This is a genomic window from Rubellimicrobium arenae (assembly GCF_017916275.1).
In the GTDB taxonomy this organism is placed as follows: Bacteria; Pseudomonadota; Alphaproteobacteria; order Rhodobacterales; family Rhodobacteraceae; genus Rubellimicrobium; species Rubellimicrobium arenae.
The window spans coordinates 94,479-110,686 of sequence record NZ_JAFMST010000008.1 but is presented as its reverse complement, the minus strand read 5'-3'; the positions used below and the strand labels follow the sequence as shown (position 1 = coordinate 110,686).

At 66.8% G+C, this 16,208-nt stretch carries 13 protein-coding genes and 1 tRNA gene; all 14 read left to right on the top strand.

The genetic code is table 11. From position 1 onward, the window contains the following. Nucleotides 1-46: 46 nt before the first annotated feature. Nucleotides 47-1,222: an elongation factor Tu gene (gene tuf, locus J3P31_RS14075; protein ID WP_210529113.1), complete on the top strand. Its 1,176-nt coding sequence runs from the start codon at nt 47-49 to the stop codon at nt 1,220-1,222. A 153-nt stretch (nt 1,223-1,375) separates the two neighbouring features. Continuing rightward, nucleotides 1,376-2,050, top strand: a complete 675-nt coding sequence (locus tag J3P31_RS14070; protein WP_210529112.1) for a tellurite resistance TerB family protein — start codon at nt 1,376-1,378, stop codon at nt 2,048-2,050. 44 nt (nt 2,051-2,094) lie between these two features. Beyond that, nucleotides 2,095-2,170 (top strand) — tRNA-Trp (locus J3P31_RS14065). Nucleotides 2,171-2,328: 158 nt separating this feature from the next. Then, nucleotides 2,329-2,700 (top strand): hypothetical protein, encoded by a 372-nt coding sequence (locus tag J3P31_RS14060; RefSeq protein WP_210529111.1) that lies wholly within the window; start codon nt 2,329-2,331, stop codon nt 2,698-2,700. Between the two features lie 55 nt (nt 2,701-2,755). Next, nucleotides 2,756-3,298: a 2'-5' RNA ligase family protein gene (locus tag J3P31_RS14055; protein ID WP_210529110.1), complete on the top strand. Its 543-nt coding sequence runs from the start codon at nt 2,756-2,758 to the stop codon at nt 3,296-3,298. A 64-nt stretch (nt 3,299-3,362) separates the two neighbouring features. Next, nucleotides 3,363-3,560, top strand: coding sequence for a preprotein translocase subunit SecE (gene secE / locus J3P31_RS14050; protein WP_210529109.1), 198 nt, complete (start codon nt 3,363-3,365; stop codon nt 3,558-3,560). Between the two features lie 173 nt (nt 3,561-3,733). Continuing rightward, the gene (gene nusG / locus J3P31_RS14045) at nt 3,734-4,267 is read left to right on the top strand and encodes a transcription termination/antitermination protein NusG (RefSeq protein WP_210529108.1); all 534 of its coding nucleotides are present in this window, start codon (nt 3,734-3,736) and stop codon (nt 4,265-4,267) included. A 140-nt stretch (nt 4,268-4,407) separates the two neighbouring features. Then, nucleotides 4,408-4,860, top strand: a complete 453-nt coding sequence (gene rplK / locus J3P31_RS14040) for a 50S ribosomal protein L11 (RefSeq protein ID WP_210529107.1) — start codon at nt 4,408-4,410, stop codon at nt 4,858-4,860. Nucleotides 4,861-4,862: 2 nt separating this feature from the next. Continuing rightward, nucleotides 4,863-5,564, top strand: coding sequence for a 50S ribosomal protein L1 (rplA, locus tag J3P31_RS14035; protein ID WP_210529106.1), 702 nt, complete (start codon nt 4,863-4,865; stop codon nt 5,562-5,564). Between the two features lie 254 nt (nt 5,565-5,818). Beyond that, nucleotides 5,819-6,331 carry a 50S ribosomal protein L10 gene (gene rplJ, locus J3P31_RS14030; RefSeq protein ID WP_210529105.1) on the top strand — a complete coding sequence of 171 codons (513 nt, stop codon included), beginning with the start codon at nt 5,819-5,821 and terminating at the stop codon, nt 6,329-6,331. Nucleotides 6,332-6,400: 69 nt separating this feature from the next. Then, nucleotides 6,401-6,778, top strand: coding sequence for a 50S ribosomal protein L7/L12 (rplL, locus tag J3P31_RS14025; protein ID WP_210529104.1), 378 nt, complete (start codon nt 6,401-6,403; stop codon nt 6,776-6,778). Nucleotides 6,779-7,021: 243 nt separating this feature from the next. After that, nucleotides 7,022-11,161: a DNA-directed RNA polymerase subunit beta gene (gene rpoB, locus J3P31_RS14020; RefSeq protein ID WP_210529103.1), complete on the top strand. Its 4,140-nt coding sequence runs from the start codon at nt 7,022-7,024 to the stop codon at nt 11,159-11,161. A gap of 80 nt (nt 11,162-11,241) precedes the next feature. Further along, on the top strand, nt 11,242-15,453 hold the full coding sequence (rpoC, locus tag J3P31_RS14015) for a DNA-directed RNA polymerase subunit beta' (protein WP_210529102.1): 4,212 nt from the start codon (nt 11,242-11,244) through the stop codon (nt 15,451-15,453). 378 nt (nt 15,454-15,831) lie between these two features. Further along, nucleotides 15,832-16,203 (top strand): 30S ribosomal protein S12, encoded by a 372-nt coding sequence (gene rpsL, locus J3P31_RS14010; RefSeq protein ID WP_209841671.1) that lies wholly within the window; start codon nt 15,832-15,834, stop codon nt 16,201-16,203. The last annotated feature ends 5 nt before the right edge of the window (nt 16,204-16,208 follow it).

The window sequence follows — 16,208 nt, the reverse complement described above, 5'->3', positions numbered from 1 at the left end:
CGCGCGGAGCCCGTTTCGGGCTTCGCCCTAACAGGATGACGGGAACATGGCGAAGGCGAAGTTCGAGCGGAACAAACCGCACGTGAACATTGGGACCATTGGTCACGTGGACCATGGCAAGACGACGCTGACGGCGGCGATCACGCGGTACTTCGGCGACTTCAAGGCGTACGACCAGATCGACGCGGCGCCCGAGGAGCGGGCCCGTGGGATCACGATCTCGACGGCGCACGTGGAGTACGAGACGCCGAACCGGCACTACGCGCACGTGGACTGCCCCGGCCACGCCGACTACGTGAAGAACATGATCACGGGCGCGGCGCAGATGGACGGCGCGATCCTGGTCTGCGCGGCCTCCGACGGCCCGATGCCGCAAACGCGCGAGCACATCCTGCTGGCCCGCCAGGTGGGCGTGCCCGCTCTGGTCGTGTACATGAACAAGGTCGACCTGGTGGACGACGAGGAGCTGATCGAGCTCGTCGAGATGGAGCTGCGCGAGCTTCTGTCCTCCTATGAGTTCCCCGGCGACGACATCCCGATCATCAAGGGCTCGGCCCACCAGGCGATGATCGGCGAGTCCAAGGAGATCGGCGAGGACTCGATCCGCGCGCTGATGGCGGCGGTGGACGAGTACATCCCGACGCCGGTGCGGGCGGTGGACCNGCCCTTCCTGATGCCCATCGAGGACGTGTTCTCGATCTCGGGCCGGGGCACGGTGGTGACGGGCCGCGTGGAGCGGGGCGTGATCAACGTGGGCGACGAGGTGGAGATCGTGGGCATCCGCGACACCCGCAAGTCGACCTGCACGGGCGTGGAGATGTTCCGCAAGCTGCTGGACCGCGGCGAGGCGGGCGACAACATCGGCGCGCTGCTGCGCGGGATCGACCGCGAGGGCGTGGAGCGGGGCCAGGTGCTCTGCAAGCCGGGCTCGGTCAAGCCGCACACCAAGTTCGAGGCCGAGGCCTACATCCTGACCAAGGAAGAGGGCGGGCGGCACACGCCGTTCTTCGCCAACTACCGGCCGCAGTTCTACTTCCGCACCACCGACGTCACCGGCACCGTGCAGCTGCCCGAGGGCACCGAGATGGTGATGCCGGGCGACAACCTGAAGTTCAACGTCGAACTGATTGCCCCCATCGCCATGGAAGACGGCCTGCGCTTCGCCATCCGTGAAGGCGGCCGCACCGTCGGCGCCGGCGTCGTGTCGAAGATCATCGCCTGATCCTTCGCGCCCCGCGCAAGCTGGAACGGCCGTCCCTCGGGGCGGCCGTTTCGTTTTCGGCCCGGTCCATCTCCCGCCGATCCCCGGCCCGCAGCCTTGGAGCCCAGCCGAGCGGACCCTATCTGAGGTGAAATGATCCTTGTGAGGCCAGAGATGGAAAACACCAGCGTCCGCAGCTTCCTCGACCGGCTCCTGACCGAAGGTCGCGCCGTCGCTCAGCGCGGCGAGGATCTGGCCGCCCAGCGACTGGGGATCGGAGACGATCCATCGGCCCGGGCGCGGCTTCGCCAGACGGGGCTGGCGGGGGGGGCGGCCCTGGGGCTCCTCGGGCTGCTCCTGGGGCAGCGGCGGCGCGGCAGCCTTCCGCGCAACGCGCTCCTGATCGGCGGCATCGGCGCCTTGGGCAAGGTCGCCATGGACGCCTGGAGCGCGCAGGGCGGCGCCTCGGGCCGCAGCGTAACGGACCTGGACGAGGACGCCGCCGAGACGCACGCCAAGACGCTTCTCTTCGCCATGGTGTCCGCAGCGAAGGCCGACGGCCATATCGACGACGAGGAGCAGAGCGCCATCCACGCCGAACTCGAGGACCTGCCCGAGGCCGTGAAGGGTTTCCTGGGCGAGGCCATCGCCGCGCCGTCGAACCCCGAGGTTGTGGCGACCCGCGTCCGCAACGGCCACGAGGCGCGGGAAGTCTATGCCGCGTCGGCGTTGATGTGCGGCCGGGACCACCCCCAAGAGATGGACTACCTCGACCGGCTCGCCCGGGCGCTCGGGATCTCCGAGGAGGAGGCGCGGCGGATCGAAGAGGATGTGATTGCGATCGCCTGACCCCTTGATCCCCGGCGGCGTTCGGGCTAGTCGGGGATCGGCCTAGGGGTATAGCTCAGCCGGTAGAGCGACGGTCTCCAAAACCGTAGGTCGCGGGTTCGAACCCTGCTGCCCCTGCCAACCTTCCTGCATCTTCGCGGATTCGCCTCCGTCGTGATCGTGGCTCGCCGAGGCGTGATGGCCACGCTGCGCGCCGCCATCTTCCTGCCATGCCATGGGGCGCTTTTCGCTCGGCTCGCATCGTAGGACGCTCGGGACCGAGCAAGGAGATGTCCTGGATGGCCGAGATCCCCGACCTGACTGCCCGCCGTGCCCGCATGATCGCGGACAACCTGATGACGGCTTATCAACGCCAAAGGACCGCGATGCGGATCGCCGGCGTGCCCTCGTCGGAGCTTCGCGCCGGCGACGACGGCGATACGGTGGTGGCGGACGTGGCCGCCTGCATGACGGTGGCGAATTCGCTGTCCCAGGTTGGACTGACCCGGTCGGTGCTCGATCGGATGCGCACGGCCGAGGAGGCGGCCTTCGCCGTCCTGACCCGCGCGGCCGACGCCTACTTCGCCTCCGAGGAAGTCCGACGGGGACTCGGCGCGTCCGCCGCCGAGCCGTTCCGCCATCTGCGCGAGGCCTTGCCCGGAGCCGCCTGAGTCGCAGATCGCCGTGGGCGGCGCCCCGTCGCGACGCCAGCCGCCGGAATCAACCATGAGCCAGGACGACCCCGCCCCGCGCCTCCGTCCCGAGCCGCTCATCCTGACGGTGGCGCTCGACCCCGCGAGCTTTGCGCGCTTCGATGCCGAGCGGAGGGCCTACTTCCCTCCGCACCTCAATCGCATTCCGGCGCATGTCACCCTGTTCCATCACCTCCCTGGCGAGGCCGAGGTCGACATCGCGGCCACCCTTCTTGCCGCGTGCGGGGGGAGGGGGCCGGAGGCGGTGCAGGTCACCGGCCTGATGCCGCTCGGACGCGGGGTGGCCTACCGCCTCGAGGCCCCCGGCCTCGCCGAACTGCGCGCCGGGCTGGCCAGGCACTGGGCGGACTGGCTGACGCCGCAGGACCGCCAGCCTTGGCGCCCTCATGTGACCGTACAGAACAAGGTATCCCCCGAGGTGGCCCGCGACACCCTGTCTCAGCTCCGGGCCGCCTTCGTGCCCTGGGAGGCGCAAGCCCGGGGGCTGCTCCTTTGGCGCTACAAGGGAGGCCCCTGGGAGTCCGTCGCCGAGTTCGCGTTCGCGGGAGGAGTCTGAGCGCACCCTTGCGCTCGCCGCGCGGCCCGCGTATGTCGCGCGGGTTCCGCCCGGAGGACATCCCATGGCCACCAATCCCGTCGAATTCATTCAGCAGGCCCGCGCCGAGATCGGCAAGGTCGTCTGGCCCACGCGGCGGGAAGTGGTGCTGACCACCGTCATGGTGCTGGCGCTGGCCGCGCTCGCCGCCGTGTTCTTCAGCCTGGTGGATCTCCTGATCCGGACCGGGCTCACGACGATCCTCGGCGTCTTCGGCAGCTGATCAAGGCCCTTGCGCTCGGGCGCCCAGGGGCGTAAGAGCGCCGGGCTCTGAACGGACGGGCGCGGGCGCGGCGAATCGCGCGGGCGCCCCGTTTTCATTTGGAGCCGGGGTGCAAGGCAGGCTCCCGGACAGGAATAAGCCGGCTTGGCCGGTCGGGCATGGGTGCGGCAGACATGGCGAAACGCTGGTATTCGGTCTCGGTCCTCTCGAATTTCGAGAAGAAGATCGCCGAGCAGATCCGCGCCAAGACCGCGGAGCAGGGCCTCCAGGACAAGATCGACGAGGTCATGGTCCCGACCGAGGAAGTCATCGAGATGCGTCGCGGCAAGAAGGTCCAGGCCGAGCGCCGCTTCATGCCCGGCTATGTCCTCGTGCACATGGAAATGTCGGACGAGACCTACCACCTGATCACCTCGATCAACCGCGTCACCGGCTTCCTGGGTCCCCAGGGCAAGCCGATGCCGATGCGGGACAGCGAGGTGAACGCGATCCTGAACCGGGTCGAGGTCGGGGAGACGCAGCCCCGCAACCTCATCCGCTTCGAGATCGGCGAGCGGGTCAAAGTCAACGACGGCCCGTTCGAGGACTTCGACGGGATGGTCGAGGGCGTCGACGAGGAGCACCAGCGCCTCAAGGTGTCGGTCTCGATCTTCGGCCGGGCCACCCCGGTCGATCTGGAATTCTCTCAGGTGACGAAGCTCGCCTGAGCGGACGGCCCCTCCGGGGGTCCGTGGGAGGGGAGGGGGCCGCGGCACCCGATCCGGACCACGCAACGAAGGCCCGCCCGGCGCGCCGGGACGGGAGTTGGACCAAGGGGGCCGCGCCCCCGCGATGAAGGAGAGGCCACATGGCCAAGAAAGTCATTGGTTCGCTGAAGCTGCAGGTGAAAGCCCAGCAGGCGAACCCGTCCCCGCCGGTCGGTCCCGCGCTCGGTCAGCGCGGGATCAACATCATGGCGTTCGTCAAGGAATTCAACGCCAAGACGGCCGAGATCGAGGCCGGTGCCCCCGTCCCGGTGGTCATCACCTACTACGCCGACAAGTCGTTCTCGCTTGAGCTGAAGACGCCGCCCGCGTCCTACTACCTCAAGAAGGCGGCCGGCCTGAAGCCCGTGGGCAAGCGCAACCGCCCGAAGGCCTCCACCAAGCCCGGCAAGGAAGTCGCCGGGAGCGTGACCCTCGCGCAGGTGCGCGAGATCGCGACCGCCAAGATGAAGGACCTGAACGCGGTCTCCGTCGAGGCGGCCATGCAGACGATCATGGGCTCGGCGAAGTCCATGGGCATCGATGTGAAGGGCTGATCATGGCGAAGCTTGGCAAGAGAATCCGCGCGGCCCGCGCCGCCTTCGACGGCAAGGACAACCTTCCCGTCCAGACCGCCGTCGAACTGGTGAAGGCGAACGCCTCCGCGAAGTTCGATGAGACCGTCGAGATCGCGCTCAACCTGGGTGTCGATCCGCGCCACGCCGACCAGATGGTCCGCGGCACGGTGAACCTGCCGAACGGCACCGGCAAGACGGTGCGCGTGGCGGTCTTCGCCCGTGGCGAGAAGGCCGACCAGGCCCGCGCCGCCGGGGCTGACATCGTCGGCGCCGAGGACCTGATGCAGACGATCCAGGGCGGCACGATCGACTTCGATCGTTGCATCGCCACCCCGGACATGATGCCGATCGTCGGTCGCCTCGGTAAGATCCTCGGCCCGCGCAACCTGATGCCGAACCCGAAGATCGGCACCGTGACGCCGGACGTTGCCGAGGCCGTTCGCGCGGCCAAGGGCGGCCAGGTCCAGTTCAAGGTCGAGAAGGCGGGGATCATCCACGCCGGCGTCGGCAAGGCCTCGTTCGACGCCGACAAGCTGGCCGAGAACATCCGCGCCTTCGTGGATGCCGTGCAGCGCGCCAAGCCCACCGGGGCCAAGGGCGCCTACCTGAAGAAGGTGTCCATCGCGTCGACGATGGGCCCGGGCGTGTCGATCGACCTCGCGTCGGCGACCGGCAACGCCTGACCGTAGAGATTCCCTCCGGCTTAGGCCGGGGGGTCTGGCGGGGCCCCGACAGGCCCCGTCCTGTCCGAGACGGAGGGTCGGGGGAAACCTCGTAAATCCTTCCTGAGACGGGACGCGAGACCAGGATTTCCGTTTGGGGGCCCAGCGCCCCGGGGCGGGCGATCTGAGGCTCGGGTTCCGTAACAAGGACCCGAACGCGGTGTCTCCGGATGCCGCATCATGAGCCGGGGGAAACCCCAACTTGGAGTGAAACTGTGGATAGAGCCAAGAAAGAGAAAGTGGTCGAGGAACTCGGCCAGATCTTCGAAAGCTCTGGCGTCGTGGTGGTTGCCCACTACGAAGGCATGACGGTTGCACAGATGCAGGACCTCCGCGCGCGCATGCGCGATGCGGGTGGCTCCGTTCGCGTGGCCAAGAACAAGCTCGCCAAGATCGCCCTGGAAGGGAAGCCCGGCGCCAGCATGGCTCCCCTTCTCACGGGCATGACCGTGTTCTCCTACTCCGAAGACCCCGTGGCTGCGGCCAAGGTGGTCGACGCCTACGCCAAGACGAACGACAAGTTCGTCATCCTCGGCGGGGCGATGGGGAACGCGGCGCTTGACCCGGCCGGAGTCAAGGCTGTCGCATCGCTGCCGTCCCGCGAGGAGCTCATCGCTTCCATCGTGGCCTGCATCGGTGCGCCCGCCGCGCAACTGGCCGGGGCGATCGGCGCGCCTGCCGCGAACATCGCGGGCATTCTCTCGACCATCGAAGAGAAGGCCGCCTGAGCAGCGACGTGATGCCGCGGGGGGCTTTGGCCCCTTGCGTTGGAACCCTTATCTAGACGGAAAGCACAAATGGCTGATCTGAACCAACTGGCCGAACAAATCGTTGGCCTCACCCTCCTGCAAGCCCAAGAGCTGAAGCAGATCCTCAAGGACCAGTACGGCATCGAGCCCGCCGCCGGCGGCGCTGTCATGATGGCCGCTGCCCCGGGTGCGGCTGCCGCCCCCGCCGAGGAAGAAAAGACCGAGTTCGACGTCGTCCTCAAGGACGCCGGCGCGAACAAGATCAACGTGATCAAGGAAGTCCGTGCGATCACGGGCCTGGGCCTCAAGGAAGCCAAGGACCTCGTGGAAGCCGGCGGCAAGGTCAAGGAAGGTATCTCCAAGGCCGACGCCGAAGCCATGAAGAAGAAGCTCGAAGAGGCTGGTGCCAAGGTCGAGCTGGCCTAATGAAGATGCGCTCCGGCGCGCTTCACTAGTCTGAATTGGGCTGGAGCCGCCGACCGGCGGTTCCAGCCTGACCCGTCTTAAAGGCCGGTCCTGAGGGACCCGCCTTTTGGACCGGTCGAACGGGTCGTGATGTCGCCCTTGGGAAGGCGGCATCGGATGGACCTCCGACAGTCCGCTCTCACAGAGCGAGGCCCCGCGCCCCCGGCGGAGCCTCCCTCGCAGAGACCATAGGTGACGACGCCCATGCCCCAGTCCGTCCGCGGCCAGAAGCGCCTCCGCAAGTATTACGGCAAGATCCGTGAAGTGCTGGAGATGCCGAACCTCATCGAGGTTCAGAAATCCTCCTACGACCTGTTCCTGAAGTCCGGCGACGGCGACAAGCCGAACGACGGCGAGGGCATCCAGGGCGTCTTCCAGTCCGTCTTCCCGATTGAGGACTTCAACGGCACCGCCCGCCTGGAGTTCGTCAAGTACGAGCTGGAAAAGCCCAAGTACGACGTCGACGAATGCCAGGCCCGCGACATGACCTATGCCGCGCCGCTCAAGGTCACGCTGCGCCTCATCGTCTACGAAGTGGACGAGATCACCGGCGCCAAGACCGTCAAGAACTTCAAGGACCAGGAAGTGTTCATGGGGGACATGCCCCTCATGACCCCGAACGGGACGTTCATCGTGAACGGCACCGAGCGGGTCATCGTGTCCCAGATGCACCGGTCCCCCGGCGTGTTCTTCGACCATGACAAGGGTAAGACCCACTCGTCGGGCAAGCTGCTGTTCGCCTGCCGGATCATCCCCTACCGCGGCTCCTGGCTCGACTTCGAGTTCGACGCCAAGGATCTCGTGTTCGCGCGCATCGACCGCCGCCGCAAGCTGCCGGTGACGACCCTGCTCTATGCCCTCGGCATGGATCAGGAGGCGATCATGTCCGCCTATTACAACACGGTGGACTTCAAGCTGGAGCCGCGGACCCGCCAGTGGGTCACCCGCTTCTTCCCCGAGCGTGTCCGCGGCACCCGGCCGACCTACGACCTGATCGACGCCGCCACCGGCGAGGTCATCGCCAAGGCCGGTGACAAGGTCACCCCGCGCATGGTCAAGAAGCTCCAGGACGAGGGCAAGGTCACCGAGCTGCTCGTGCCGTTCAAGAGCATCCAGGGCCGCTACGTCGCGCAGGACATCATCAACGAGGAAACCGGCGCCATCTACGTGGAAGCCGGCGACGAACTGACCCTCGAGGTGGACCGCGACGGCGAGATCATCGGCGGGACCGTGAAGGCGCTTCTTGACGCGGGCCTGACCACGATCCCCGTGCTCGACATCGACAACATCAATGTCGGCCCGTACATCCGCAACACCATGGCGTCGGACAAGAACCTGGGCCGCGACACCGCGCTCATGGACATCTACCGCGTCATGCGCCCCGGCGAGCCGCCGACCGTCGAGGCGGCCTCCGCGCTCTTCGACACGCTGTTCTTCGACAAGGAGCGGTACGACCTTTCCGCCGTCGGCCGCGTGAAGATGAACATGCGCCTGGACCTCCAGAAGCCGGACACCCAGCGCACGCTCGACCGCGACGACATCATCGCCTGCATCAAGGCGCTGGTGGAGCTGCGCGACGGCAAGGGCGAGATCGACGACATCGACCACCTCGGCAACCGCCGGGTGCGTTCGGTCGGCGAGCTCATGGAGAACCAGTACCGCGTCGGCCTGCTTCGCATGGAGCGCGCGATCAAGGAACGCATGTCGTCCGTCGACATCGACACCGAGATGCCGCAGAACCTGATCAACGCGAAGCCCGCCGCTGCTGCGGTGCGGGAGTTCTTCGGCTCCTCGCAGCTGTCGCAGTTCATGGACCAGACCAACCCGCTCTCCGAGGTCACGCACAAGCGGCGTCTCTCGGCGCTCGGGCCGGGCGGCCTGACGCGGGAACGCGCGGGCTTCGAGGTGCGCGACGTTCACCCGACCCATTACGGCCGGATGTGCCCGATCGAAACGCCGGAAGGTCCGAACATCGGCCTGATCAACTCGCTGGCCACCTACGCCCGCGTGAACAAGTACGGCTTCATCGAGACCCCCTACCGCAAGGTGGTGGACGGCAAGGTCACCGACGACGTGCAGTACATGTCGGCGACCGAGGAGATGCGCCACATCGTCGCCCAGGCGAACGCCAACCTCACCGAGGATGGCGGCTTCGCCAACGAGCTGGTCAACACTCGCCAGTCGGGTGACTACACCCTCGCGCCCCGCGAGCAGGTGGACCTGATCGACGTGTCGCCCAAGCAGCTCGTGTCCGTGGCCGCCTCGCTGATCCCGTTCCTCGAGAACGACGACGCGAACCGCGCGCTCATGGGCTCGAACATGCAGCGGCAGGCCGTGCCGCTCCTGCAGGCCGAGGCTCCGCTCGTGGGCACCGGCATCGAGGAGGTCGTGGCCCGCGACTCCGGGGCGGCCATCATGGCCCGTCGCGGCGGGATCATCGACCAGGTGGACGCGACCCGCATCGTGGTGCGCGCGACCGAGGATCTCGAACTCGGCGACGCCGGGGTCGACATCTACCGGATGCGCAAGTTCCAGCGCTCGAACCAGAACACCTGCATCAACCAGCGTCCGCTGGTGAAGGTGGGTGACCGGGTCGCGCGTGGCGAGGTCATCGCCGACGGCCCGTCCACCGATATGGGGGAACTGGCGCTCGGCAAGAACGTCGTCGTCGCGTTCATGCCCTGGAACGGCTACAACTACGAGGACTCCATCCTCATCTCCGAACGGATCGTCCAGGACGACGTCTTCACCTCGATCCACATCGAGGAGTTCGAGGTCGCCGCCCGTGACACCAAGCTCGGGCCCGAGGAGATCACGCGGGACATCCCGAACGTGGGTGAAGAGGCGCTCCGCAACCTTGACGAGGCGGGGATCGTCTACATCGGCGCCGAAGTGGGGCCGGGCGACATCCTCGTGGGCAAGATCACGCCCAAGGGCGAAAGCCCGATGACGCCCGAGGAAAAGCTCCTCCGGGCCATCTTCGGGGAAAAAGCGTCCGACGTGCGCGACACCTCGCTTCGCCTGCCGCCCGGCGACTTCGGGACGGTGGTCGAGGTGCGGGTGTTCAACCGCCACGGCGTCGACAAGGACGAGCGTGCGCTGCAGATCGAGCGCGAGGAAGTCGAGCGCCTGGCCCGTGACCGGGACGACGAGCTCGCCATCCTCGATCGCAACATCTACGCCCGCCTGCGTGGCGTCCTCCTCGGCAAGACCGCCGTGAAGGGGCCGCGCGGCTTCAAGGCCAACTCGATCGTCACCGAAGAGTCGCTGTCCGAGATCGGGCGCGGCGCGTGGTGGCAGTTCGCCCTGGCGGACGAGGCCGATGCCAAGATCGTCGAAGCCCTGAACGAGCAGTACGAGGTGCAGAAGCGCACGCTCGACGCCCGCTTCGAGGACAAGGTCGAGAAGGTCCGTCGCGGCGACGACCTGCCCCCCGGCGTGATGAAGATGGTCAAGGTCTTCGTGGCCGTGAAGCGCAAGCTTCAGCCCGGCGACAAGATGGCCGGTCGTCACGGCAACAAGGGCGTCATCTCGCGCGTCGTGCCGATCGAGGACATGCCGTTCCTGGCGGACGGCACGCCCGTGGACTTCTGCCTCAACCCGCTCGGCGTGCCGTCGCGGATGAACGTGGGTCAGATCCTCGAGACGCACATGGGCTGGGCTTCGCGTGGCCTGGGGATCCAGATCGACGACGCCCTGCACGACTACCGCCGCTCGGGCGACCTCACGCCGGTTCGCGAAGCCATGCGCATCGCCTACGGTGAGGAGGCCTACGAGGAAGCTCTCGCCGAGATGGACGAGCAGCAGATCGTGGCCACCGCCGAGGTCGTCGCCAAGGGCGTCCCGATCGCCACGCCGGTCTTCGATGGCGCCAAGGAAGGCGACGTGGACGATGCGCTGGTGCGGGCGGGCTTCGACACCTCGGGGCAGTCGGTGCTGTTCGACGGCCGCACGGGCGAGCAGTTCCAGCGCAAGGTCACGGTCGGCGTGAAGTACCTGCTCAAGCTGCACCACCTCGTGGACGACAAGATCCACGCGCGTTCGACCGGCCCGTACTCGCTCGTCACCCAGCAACCGCTGGGCGGCAAGGCGCAGTTCGGCGGCCAGCGCTTCGGGGAGATGGAGGTCTGGGCCCTCGAAGCCTACGGCGCCGCCTACACCCTGCAGGAGATGCTGACGGTGAAGTCGGACGACGTGGCGGGCCGGACCAAGGTCTACGAGTCGATCGTCAAGGGCGAGGACAACTTCGAGGCCGGCGTGCCGGAATCGTTCAACGTTCTCGTCAAGGAAGTCAGGGGCCTCGGCCTCAACATGGAGCTGATGGACGCGGAGGCAGAGGAGTAATCCTCCTCACGGCTTCGGGACGGCCCCTTGCGGGGGGCCGTCCGCCTCCCCACCTCCGTTGACCCTCGGAAGGGCATGAGATGAACCAGGAACTGACGAACAACCCGTTCAACCCCCTGACCCCCGCCAAGACCTTCGACGAGATCCGCGTGTCGCTGGCCTCGCCCGAACGCATCCTGTCCTGGTCCTTCGGCGAGATCAAAAAGCCGGAAACCATCAACTACCGCACGTTCAAGCCGGAACGTGACGGCCTGTTCTGCGCGCGCATCTTCGGGCCGATCAAGGATTACGAGTGCCTCTGCGGCAAGTACAAGCGCATGAAGTATCGCGGCGTCGTCTGCGAGAAGTGCGGCGTGGAAGTGACGCTCCAGAAGGTCCGCCGCGAGCGGATGGGCCATATCGAGCTCGCCGCCCCGGTCGCGCATATCTGGTTCCTCAAGTCGCTCCCGTCCCGGATCGGCCTGATGCTGGACATGACGCTCCGTGACCTCGAACGCATCCTCTACTTCGAACAGTACGTCGTCATCGAGCCGGGCCTGACCGACCTCCAGCAGAACCAGCTGCTGACCGAGGAGCAGTTCCTCGACGCGCAGGACCAGTACGGGGCCGACGCCTTCCAGGCGAACATCGGCGCCGAAGCCATCCGCGAGATGCTGGCCGCCATCGACCTCGAGGGCGAGGCCGAGCGTCTGCGTGAGGAGCTGAAGGAAGCCACCGGCGAGCTGAAGCCCAAGAAGATCATCAAGCGGCTCAAGATCGTCGAGTCGTTCCTCGAGTCGGGCAACCGGCCCGAGTGGATGATCATGACCGTGATCCCGGTCATCCCGCCCGAGTTGCGCCCGCTGGTGCCGCTCGACGGGGGTCGCTTCGCGACGTCCGACCTGAACGACCTCTACCGCCGGGTCATCAACCGGAACAACCGCCTCAAGCGGCTGATCGAGCTGCGCGCGCCGGACATCATCGTCCGGAACGAGAAGCGGATGCTCCAGGAGTCGGTGGACGCCCTCTTCGACAACGGCCGTCGCGGCCGCGTCATCACCGGCGCCAACAAGCGTCCGCTGAAGTCGCTGTCCGACATGCTCAAGGGCAAGCAGGGCCGGTTCCGCCAGAACCTGCTCGGCAAGCGCGTGGACTTCTCGGGCCGTTCGGTCATCGTGACCGGCCCCGAGCTCAAGCTGCACCAGTGCGGCCTGCCCAAGAAGATGGCGCTCGAGCTTTTCAAGCCGTTCATCTACTCGCGGCTCGAGGCCAAGGGGCTGTCCAGCACCGTCAAGCAGGCCAAGAAGCTCGTGGAGAAGGAACGTCCCGAGGTCTGGGACATCCTGGATGAAGTCATCCGCGAGCACCCGGTTCTGCTCAACCGCGCGCCGACGCTGCACCGCCTGGGCATCCAGGCCTTCGAGCCGATCCTGATCGAAGGCAAGGCGATCCAGCTGCACCCCCTCGTGTGCTCGGCGTTCAACGCCGACTTCGACGGCGACCAGATGGCCGTTCACGTCCCCCTCTCGCTGGAAGCCCAGCTCGAGGCGCGCGTCCTCATGATGTCCACGAACAACGTGCTGTCGCCCGCGAACGGCAGCCCGATCATCGTGCCGTCGCAGGACATGGTGCTCGGCCTCTACTACACCACCATCGAGCGCGAGGGCATGCCGGGCGAAGGCATGACCTTCCGCGACATCGACGAGGTGGAGCAGGCGCTGACCGCCGGGGCCGTGCACCTGCACGCCAAGATCACCGCGCGGATCAAGCAGATCGACGAGACCGGCAACGAGGTCTGGCAGCGCGTCGAGACCACGCCCGGCCGGCTGCGTCTGGGCAACCTCCTGCCGCTGAACGCCAAGGCGCCGTTCTCCCTCGTGAACCGGCTGCTGCGGAAGAAGGAAGTCCAGCAGGTCATCGACACCGTCTACCGCTACTGCGGCCAGAAGGAGTCGGTCATCTTCTGCGACCAGATCATGGGCGCGGGCTTCAAGGAAGCGTTCCGGGCCGGGATCTCCTTCGGCAAGGACGACATGGTCGTGCCCGAAGCCAAGTGGAAGCTCGTCGAGGAGACCCGCGAGCAGGTCAAGGACTTCGAGCAGCAGTACATGGACGGCCTGATCACTCAGGGCGAAAAGTACAACAAGGTCGTGGACGCCTGGTCGAAGTGCAACGACCGGGTCACCGCCGCCATGATGGAGACCATCTCGGCCGTCCAGAAGGATGAGAACGGCCGGGCGAAGGAGCCGAACTCGGTCTACATGATGGCCCACTCCGGCGCCCGGGGTTCCGTCACGCAGATGAAGCAGCTGGGCGGGATGCGCGGCCTGATGTCCAAGCCCTCGGGCGAGATCATCGAGACGCCGATCATCTCGAACTTCAAGGAAGGCCTCACGGTGCTCGAGTACTTCAACTCGACCCACGGGGCCCGGAAGGGTCTGTCGGACACCGCGCTCAAGACGGCGAACTCGGGTTACCTGACCCGCCGCCTCGTGGACGTGGCGCAGGACTGCATCATCCGGATCAACGACTGCGGGACCGACCGCGCGATCACCGCGACCGCGGCGGTCAACGACGGCGAGGTCGTGTCCTCGCTGGCCGAGCGGGTTCTGGGCCGCGTCGCAGCCGACGACGTCCTGCGTCCCGGCACGGACGAGGTGCTGGTCCGCGCGGGCGAGCTCATCGACGAGCGGAAGTCCGACATGATCGAGACGGCCGGCATCGCGCGCATGCGCATCCGTTCGCCCCTGACCTGCGAAAGCGACGACGGGGTTTGCGCGATGTGCTACGGGCGCGACCTGGCGCGCGGCACGATGGTCAACATCGGCGAAGCCGTGGGGATCATCGCCGCCCAGTCGATCGGCGAGCCGGGAACCCAGCTCACCATGCGGACGTTCCACATCGGGGGCGTGGCGCAGGGCGGGCAGCAGTCCTTCCTCGAGGCGAGCCAGACCGGGACCATCCAGTTCCGGAACGCCAACATCCTGGTCAACGCCTCGGGCGATCAGATCGTCATGGGCCGGAACATGGTCGTGGCGATCGTCGACGACCAGGGCGAGGAGCGGGCGCAGCACAAGGTCGGCTACGGGACCAAGGTCTTCGTCAAGGACGGCCAGCGGGTCGAGCGGGGCACCAAGCTCTTCGAATGGGACCCCTACACCCTGCCGATCATCGCCGAGAAGGGTGGCGTGGCCCGCTACGTCGACCTGGTGAGCGGCATCTCGGTCCGGGAGGACACCGACGAAGCGACGGGCATGACCCAGCGCATCGTGTCCGACTGGCGCTCGGTGCCGAAGGGTGGCGATCTCAAGCCCGAGATCATCATCGTCGATGAGGACGGCCAGCCGGTGCGGAACGACGCGGGCAACCCCGTGTCCTATCCGATGTCCGTGGACGCGGTCCTGTCCATCGAGGACGGGCAGCAGATCCAGGCCGGCGACGTCGTCGCGCGCATCCCGCGCGAAGGCGCCCGGACCAAGGACATCACCGGGGGTCTGCCGCGGGTGGCCGAGCTCTTCGAAGCACGTCGCCCGAAGGACCACGCCATCATCGCCGAGATCGACGGCTACGTCCGCTTCGGCAAGGACTACAAGAACAAGCGCCGCATCACGATCGAGCCCATCGACGAGAAGCAGGAAAAGCGCGAGTACATGATCCCGAAGGGCAAGCACATTCCCGTCCAGGAAGGTGACTTCATCCAGAAGGGGGATTTCGTGATGGACGGCAACCCCGCCCCGCACGACATCCTGGCGATCATGGGCGTCGAGGCTCTGGCCGAGTACATGATCGACGAGGTGCAGGAGGTCTATCGTCTGCAAGGCGTGAAGATCAACGACAAGCACATCGAGGTCATCGTCCGGCAGATGCTCCAGAAGTGGGAGATCTCGGACTCGGGCGACACGACGCTCCTCAAGGGCGAAACGGTCGACAAGTCCGAGTTCGACGAGGCGAACGACAAGGCCATCGCGCGGGGCGGACGTCCGGCGCAGGGCGAGCCCATCCTGCTCGGCATCACCAAGGCGTCGCTGCAGACCCGCAGCTTCATCTCGGCGGCGTCGTTCCAGGAGACCACCCGCGTCCTCACCGAGGCGGCGGTCCAGGGCAAGGTCGACAAGCTCGTCGGTCTCAAGGAGAACGTCATCGTCGGCCGGCTCATCCCGGCCGGCACCGGTGGCGCCACCTCGCGTATCCGCAAGATCGCAACGGATCGCGACCATGCCGTGATCGAGCAGCGGCGCGATGAAGCCACCGCTGCCGTCGCGCTCGCGGCACCGAGCCCGGCCGACCTGGGCGACGTCACGACCGAGGACTGAGCCGAGCCGACAGGCTCTGCCAACGGAAAGGCCCCCCGGCGCGGGGGCCTTTTCGCTTCCCGACCACGATGGCGCGCCTGGCCCGCAGGGGCCTGCGACCTGACGTCACCGTGGGCGGTGTTGACACCCAGGCGGGATTCCCATATGTCCCCCGCACCTCGGCCAAGGGAGACGTCTGCCCTGAGTCCGAGTGCCAAAATTTGTCGTGGTCACGATCCGGGCCGGCAACGCCCCGATCCTCTGAAGACCCACCGCCCCGTTCTGCAGGTAGCGTGAACTGGGCGGGCTTTTTGTGCTTCACGCGTGCCGTGGGGCTTCATCGACGGCGGAGCCCTTCGGGCCCGCGGCACAAAACGGTAGGAAACGGGAAAGAGCCCAATGCCGACGATTCAGCAGCTGATCCGGAAGCCCCGGCAGCGCCAAGTGAACAAATCCAAGTCGCAGCACCTCGGGGGCTGCCCCCAGAAGCGCGGCGTCTGCACGCGCGTCTACACCACCACCCCGAAGAAGCCGAACTCGGCCATGCGGAAGGTCGCCAAGGTGCGGCTGACCAACTCCTTCGAGGTGATCTCGTACATCCCCGGCGAAGGCCACAACCTGCAAGAGCACTCTGTCGTGCTCATCCGCGGCGGCCGGGTCAAGGACCTTCCGGGCGTGCGTTACCACATCCTGCGCGGCGTGCTCGACACGCAAGGCGTGAAGAACCGCAAGCAGCGCCGTTCGCTCTACGGCGCCAAGCGTCCGAAGTGAGGATC

Excerpts from the sequence above, each read along its gene's own strand:
- J3P31_RS14070 (WP_210529112.1), top strand. The coding sequence starts at position 1,376 with ATGGAAAACACCAGCGTCCGCAGCTTCCTCGACCGGCTCCTGACCGAA.
- J3P31_RS14060 (WP_210529111.1), top strand. The coding sequence starts at position 2,329 with ATGGCCGAGATCCCCGACCTGACTGCCCGCCGTGCCCGCATGATCGCG.
- J3P31_RS14055 (WP_210529110.1), top strand. The coding sequence starts at position 2,756 with ATGAGCCAGGACGACCCCGCCCCGCGCCTCCGTCCCGAGCCGCTCATC.
- secE (WP_210529109.1), top strand. The coding sequence starts at position 3,363 with ATGGCCACCAATCCCGTCGAATTCATTCAGCAGGCCCGCGCCGAGATC.
- nusG (WP_210529108.1), top strand. The coding sequence starts at position 3,734 with ATGGCGAAACGCTGGTATTCGGTCTCGGTCCTCTCGAATTTCGAGAAG.
- rplK (WP_210529107.1), top strand. The coding sequence starts at position 4,408 with ATGGCCAAGAAAGTCATTGGTTCGCTGAAGCTGCAGGTGAAAGCCCAG.
- rplA (WP_210529106.1), top strand. The coding sequence starts at position 4,863 with ATGGCGAAGCTTGGCAAGAGAATCCGCGCGGCCCGCGCCGCCTTCGAC.
- rplL (WP_210529104.1), top strand. The coding sequence starts at position 6,401 with ATGGCTGATCTGAACCAACTGGCCGAACAAATCGTTGGCCTCACCCTC.
- rpoB (WP_210529103.1), top strand. The coding sequence starts at position 7,022 with ATGCCCCAGTCCGTCCGCGGCCAGAAGCGCCTCCGCAAGTATTACGGC.
- rpoC (WP_210529102.1), top strand. The coding sequence starts at position 11,242 with ATGAACCAGGAACTGACGAACAACCCGTTCAACCCCCTGACCCCCGCC.
- rpsL (WP_209841671.1), top strand. The coding sequence starts at position 15,832 with ATGCCGACGATTCAGCAGCTGATCCGGAAGCCCCGGCAGCGCCAAGTG.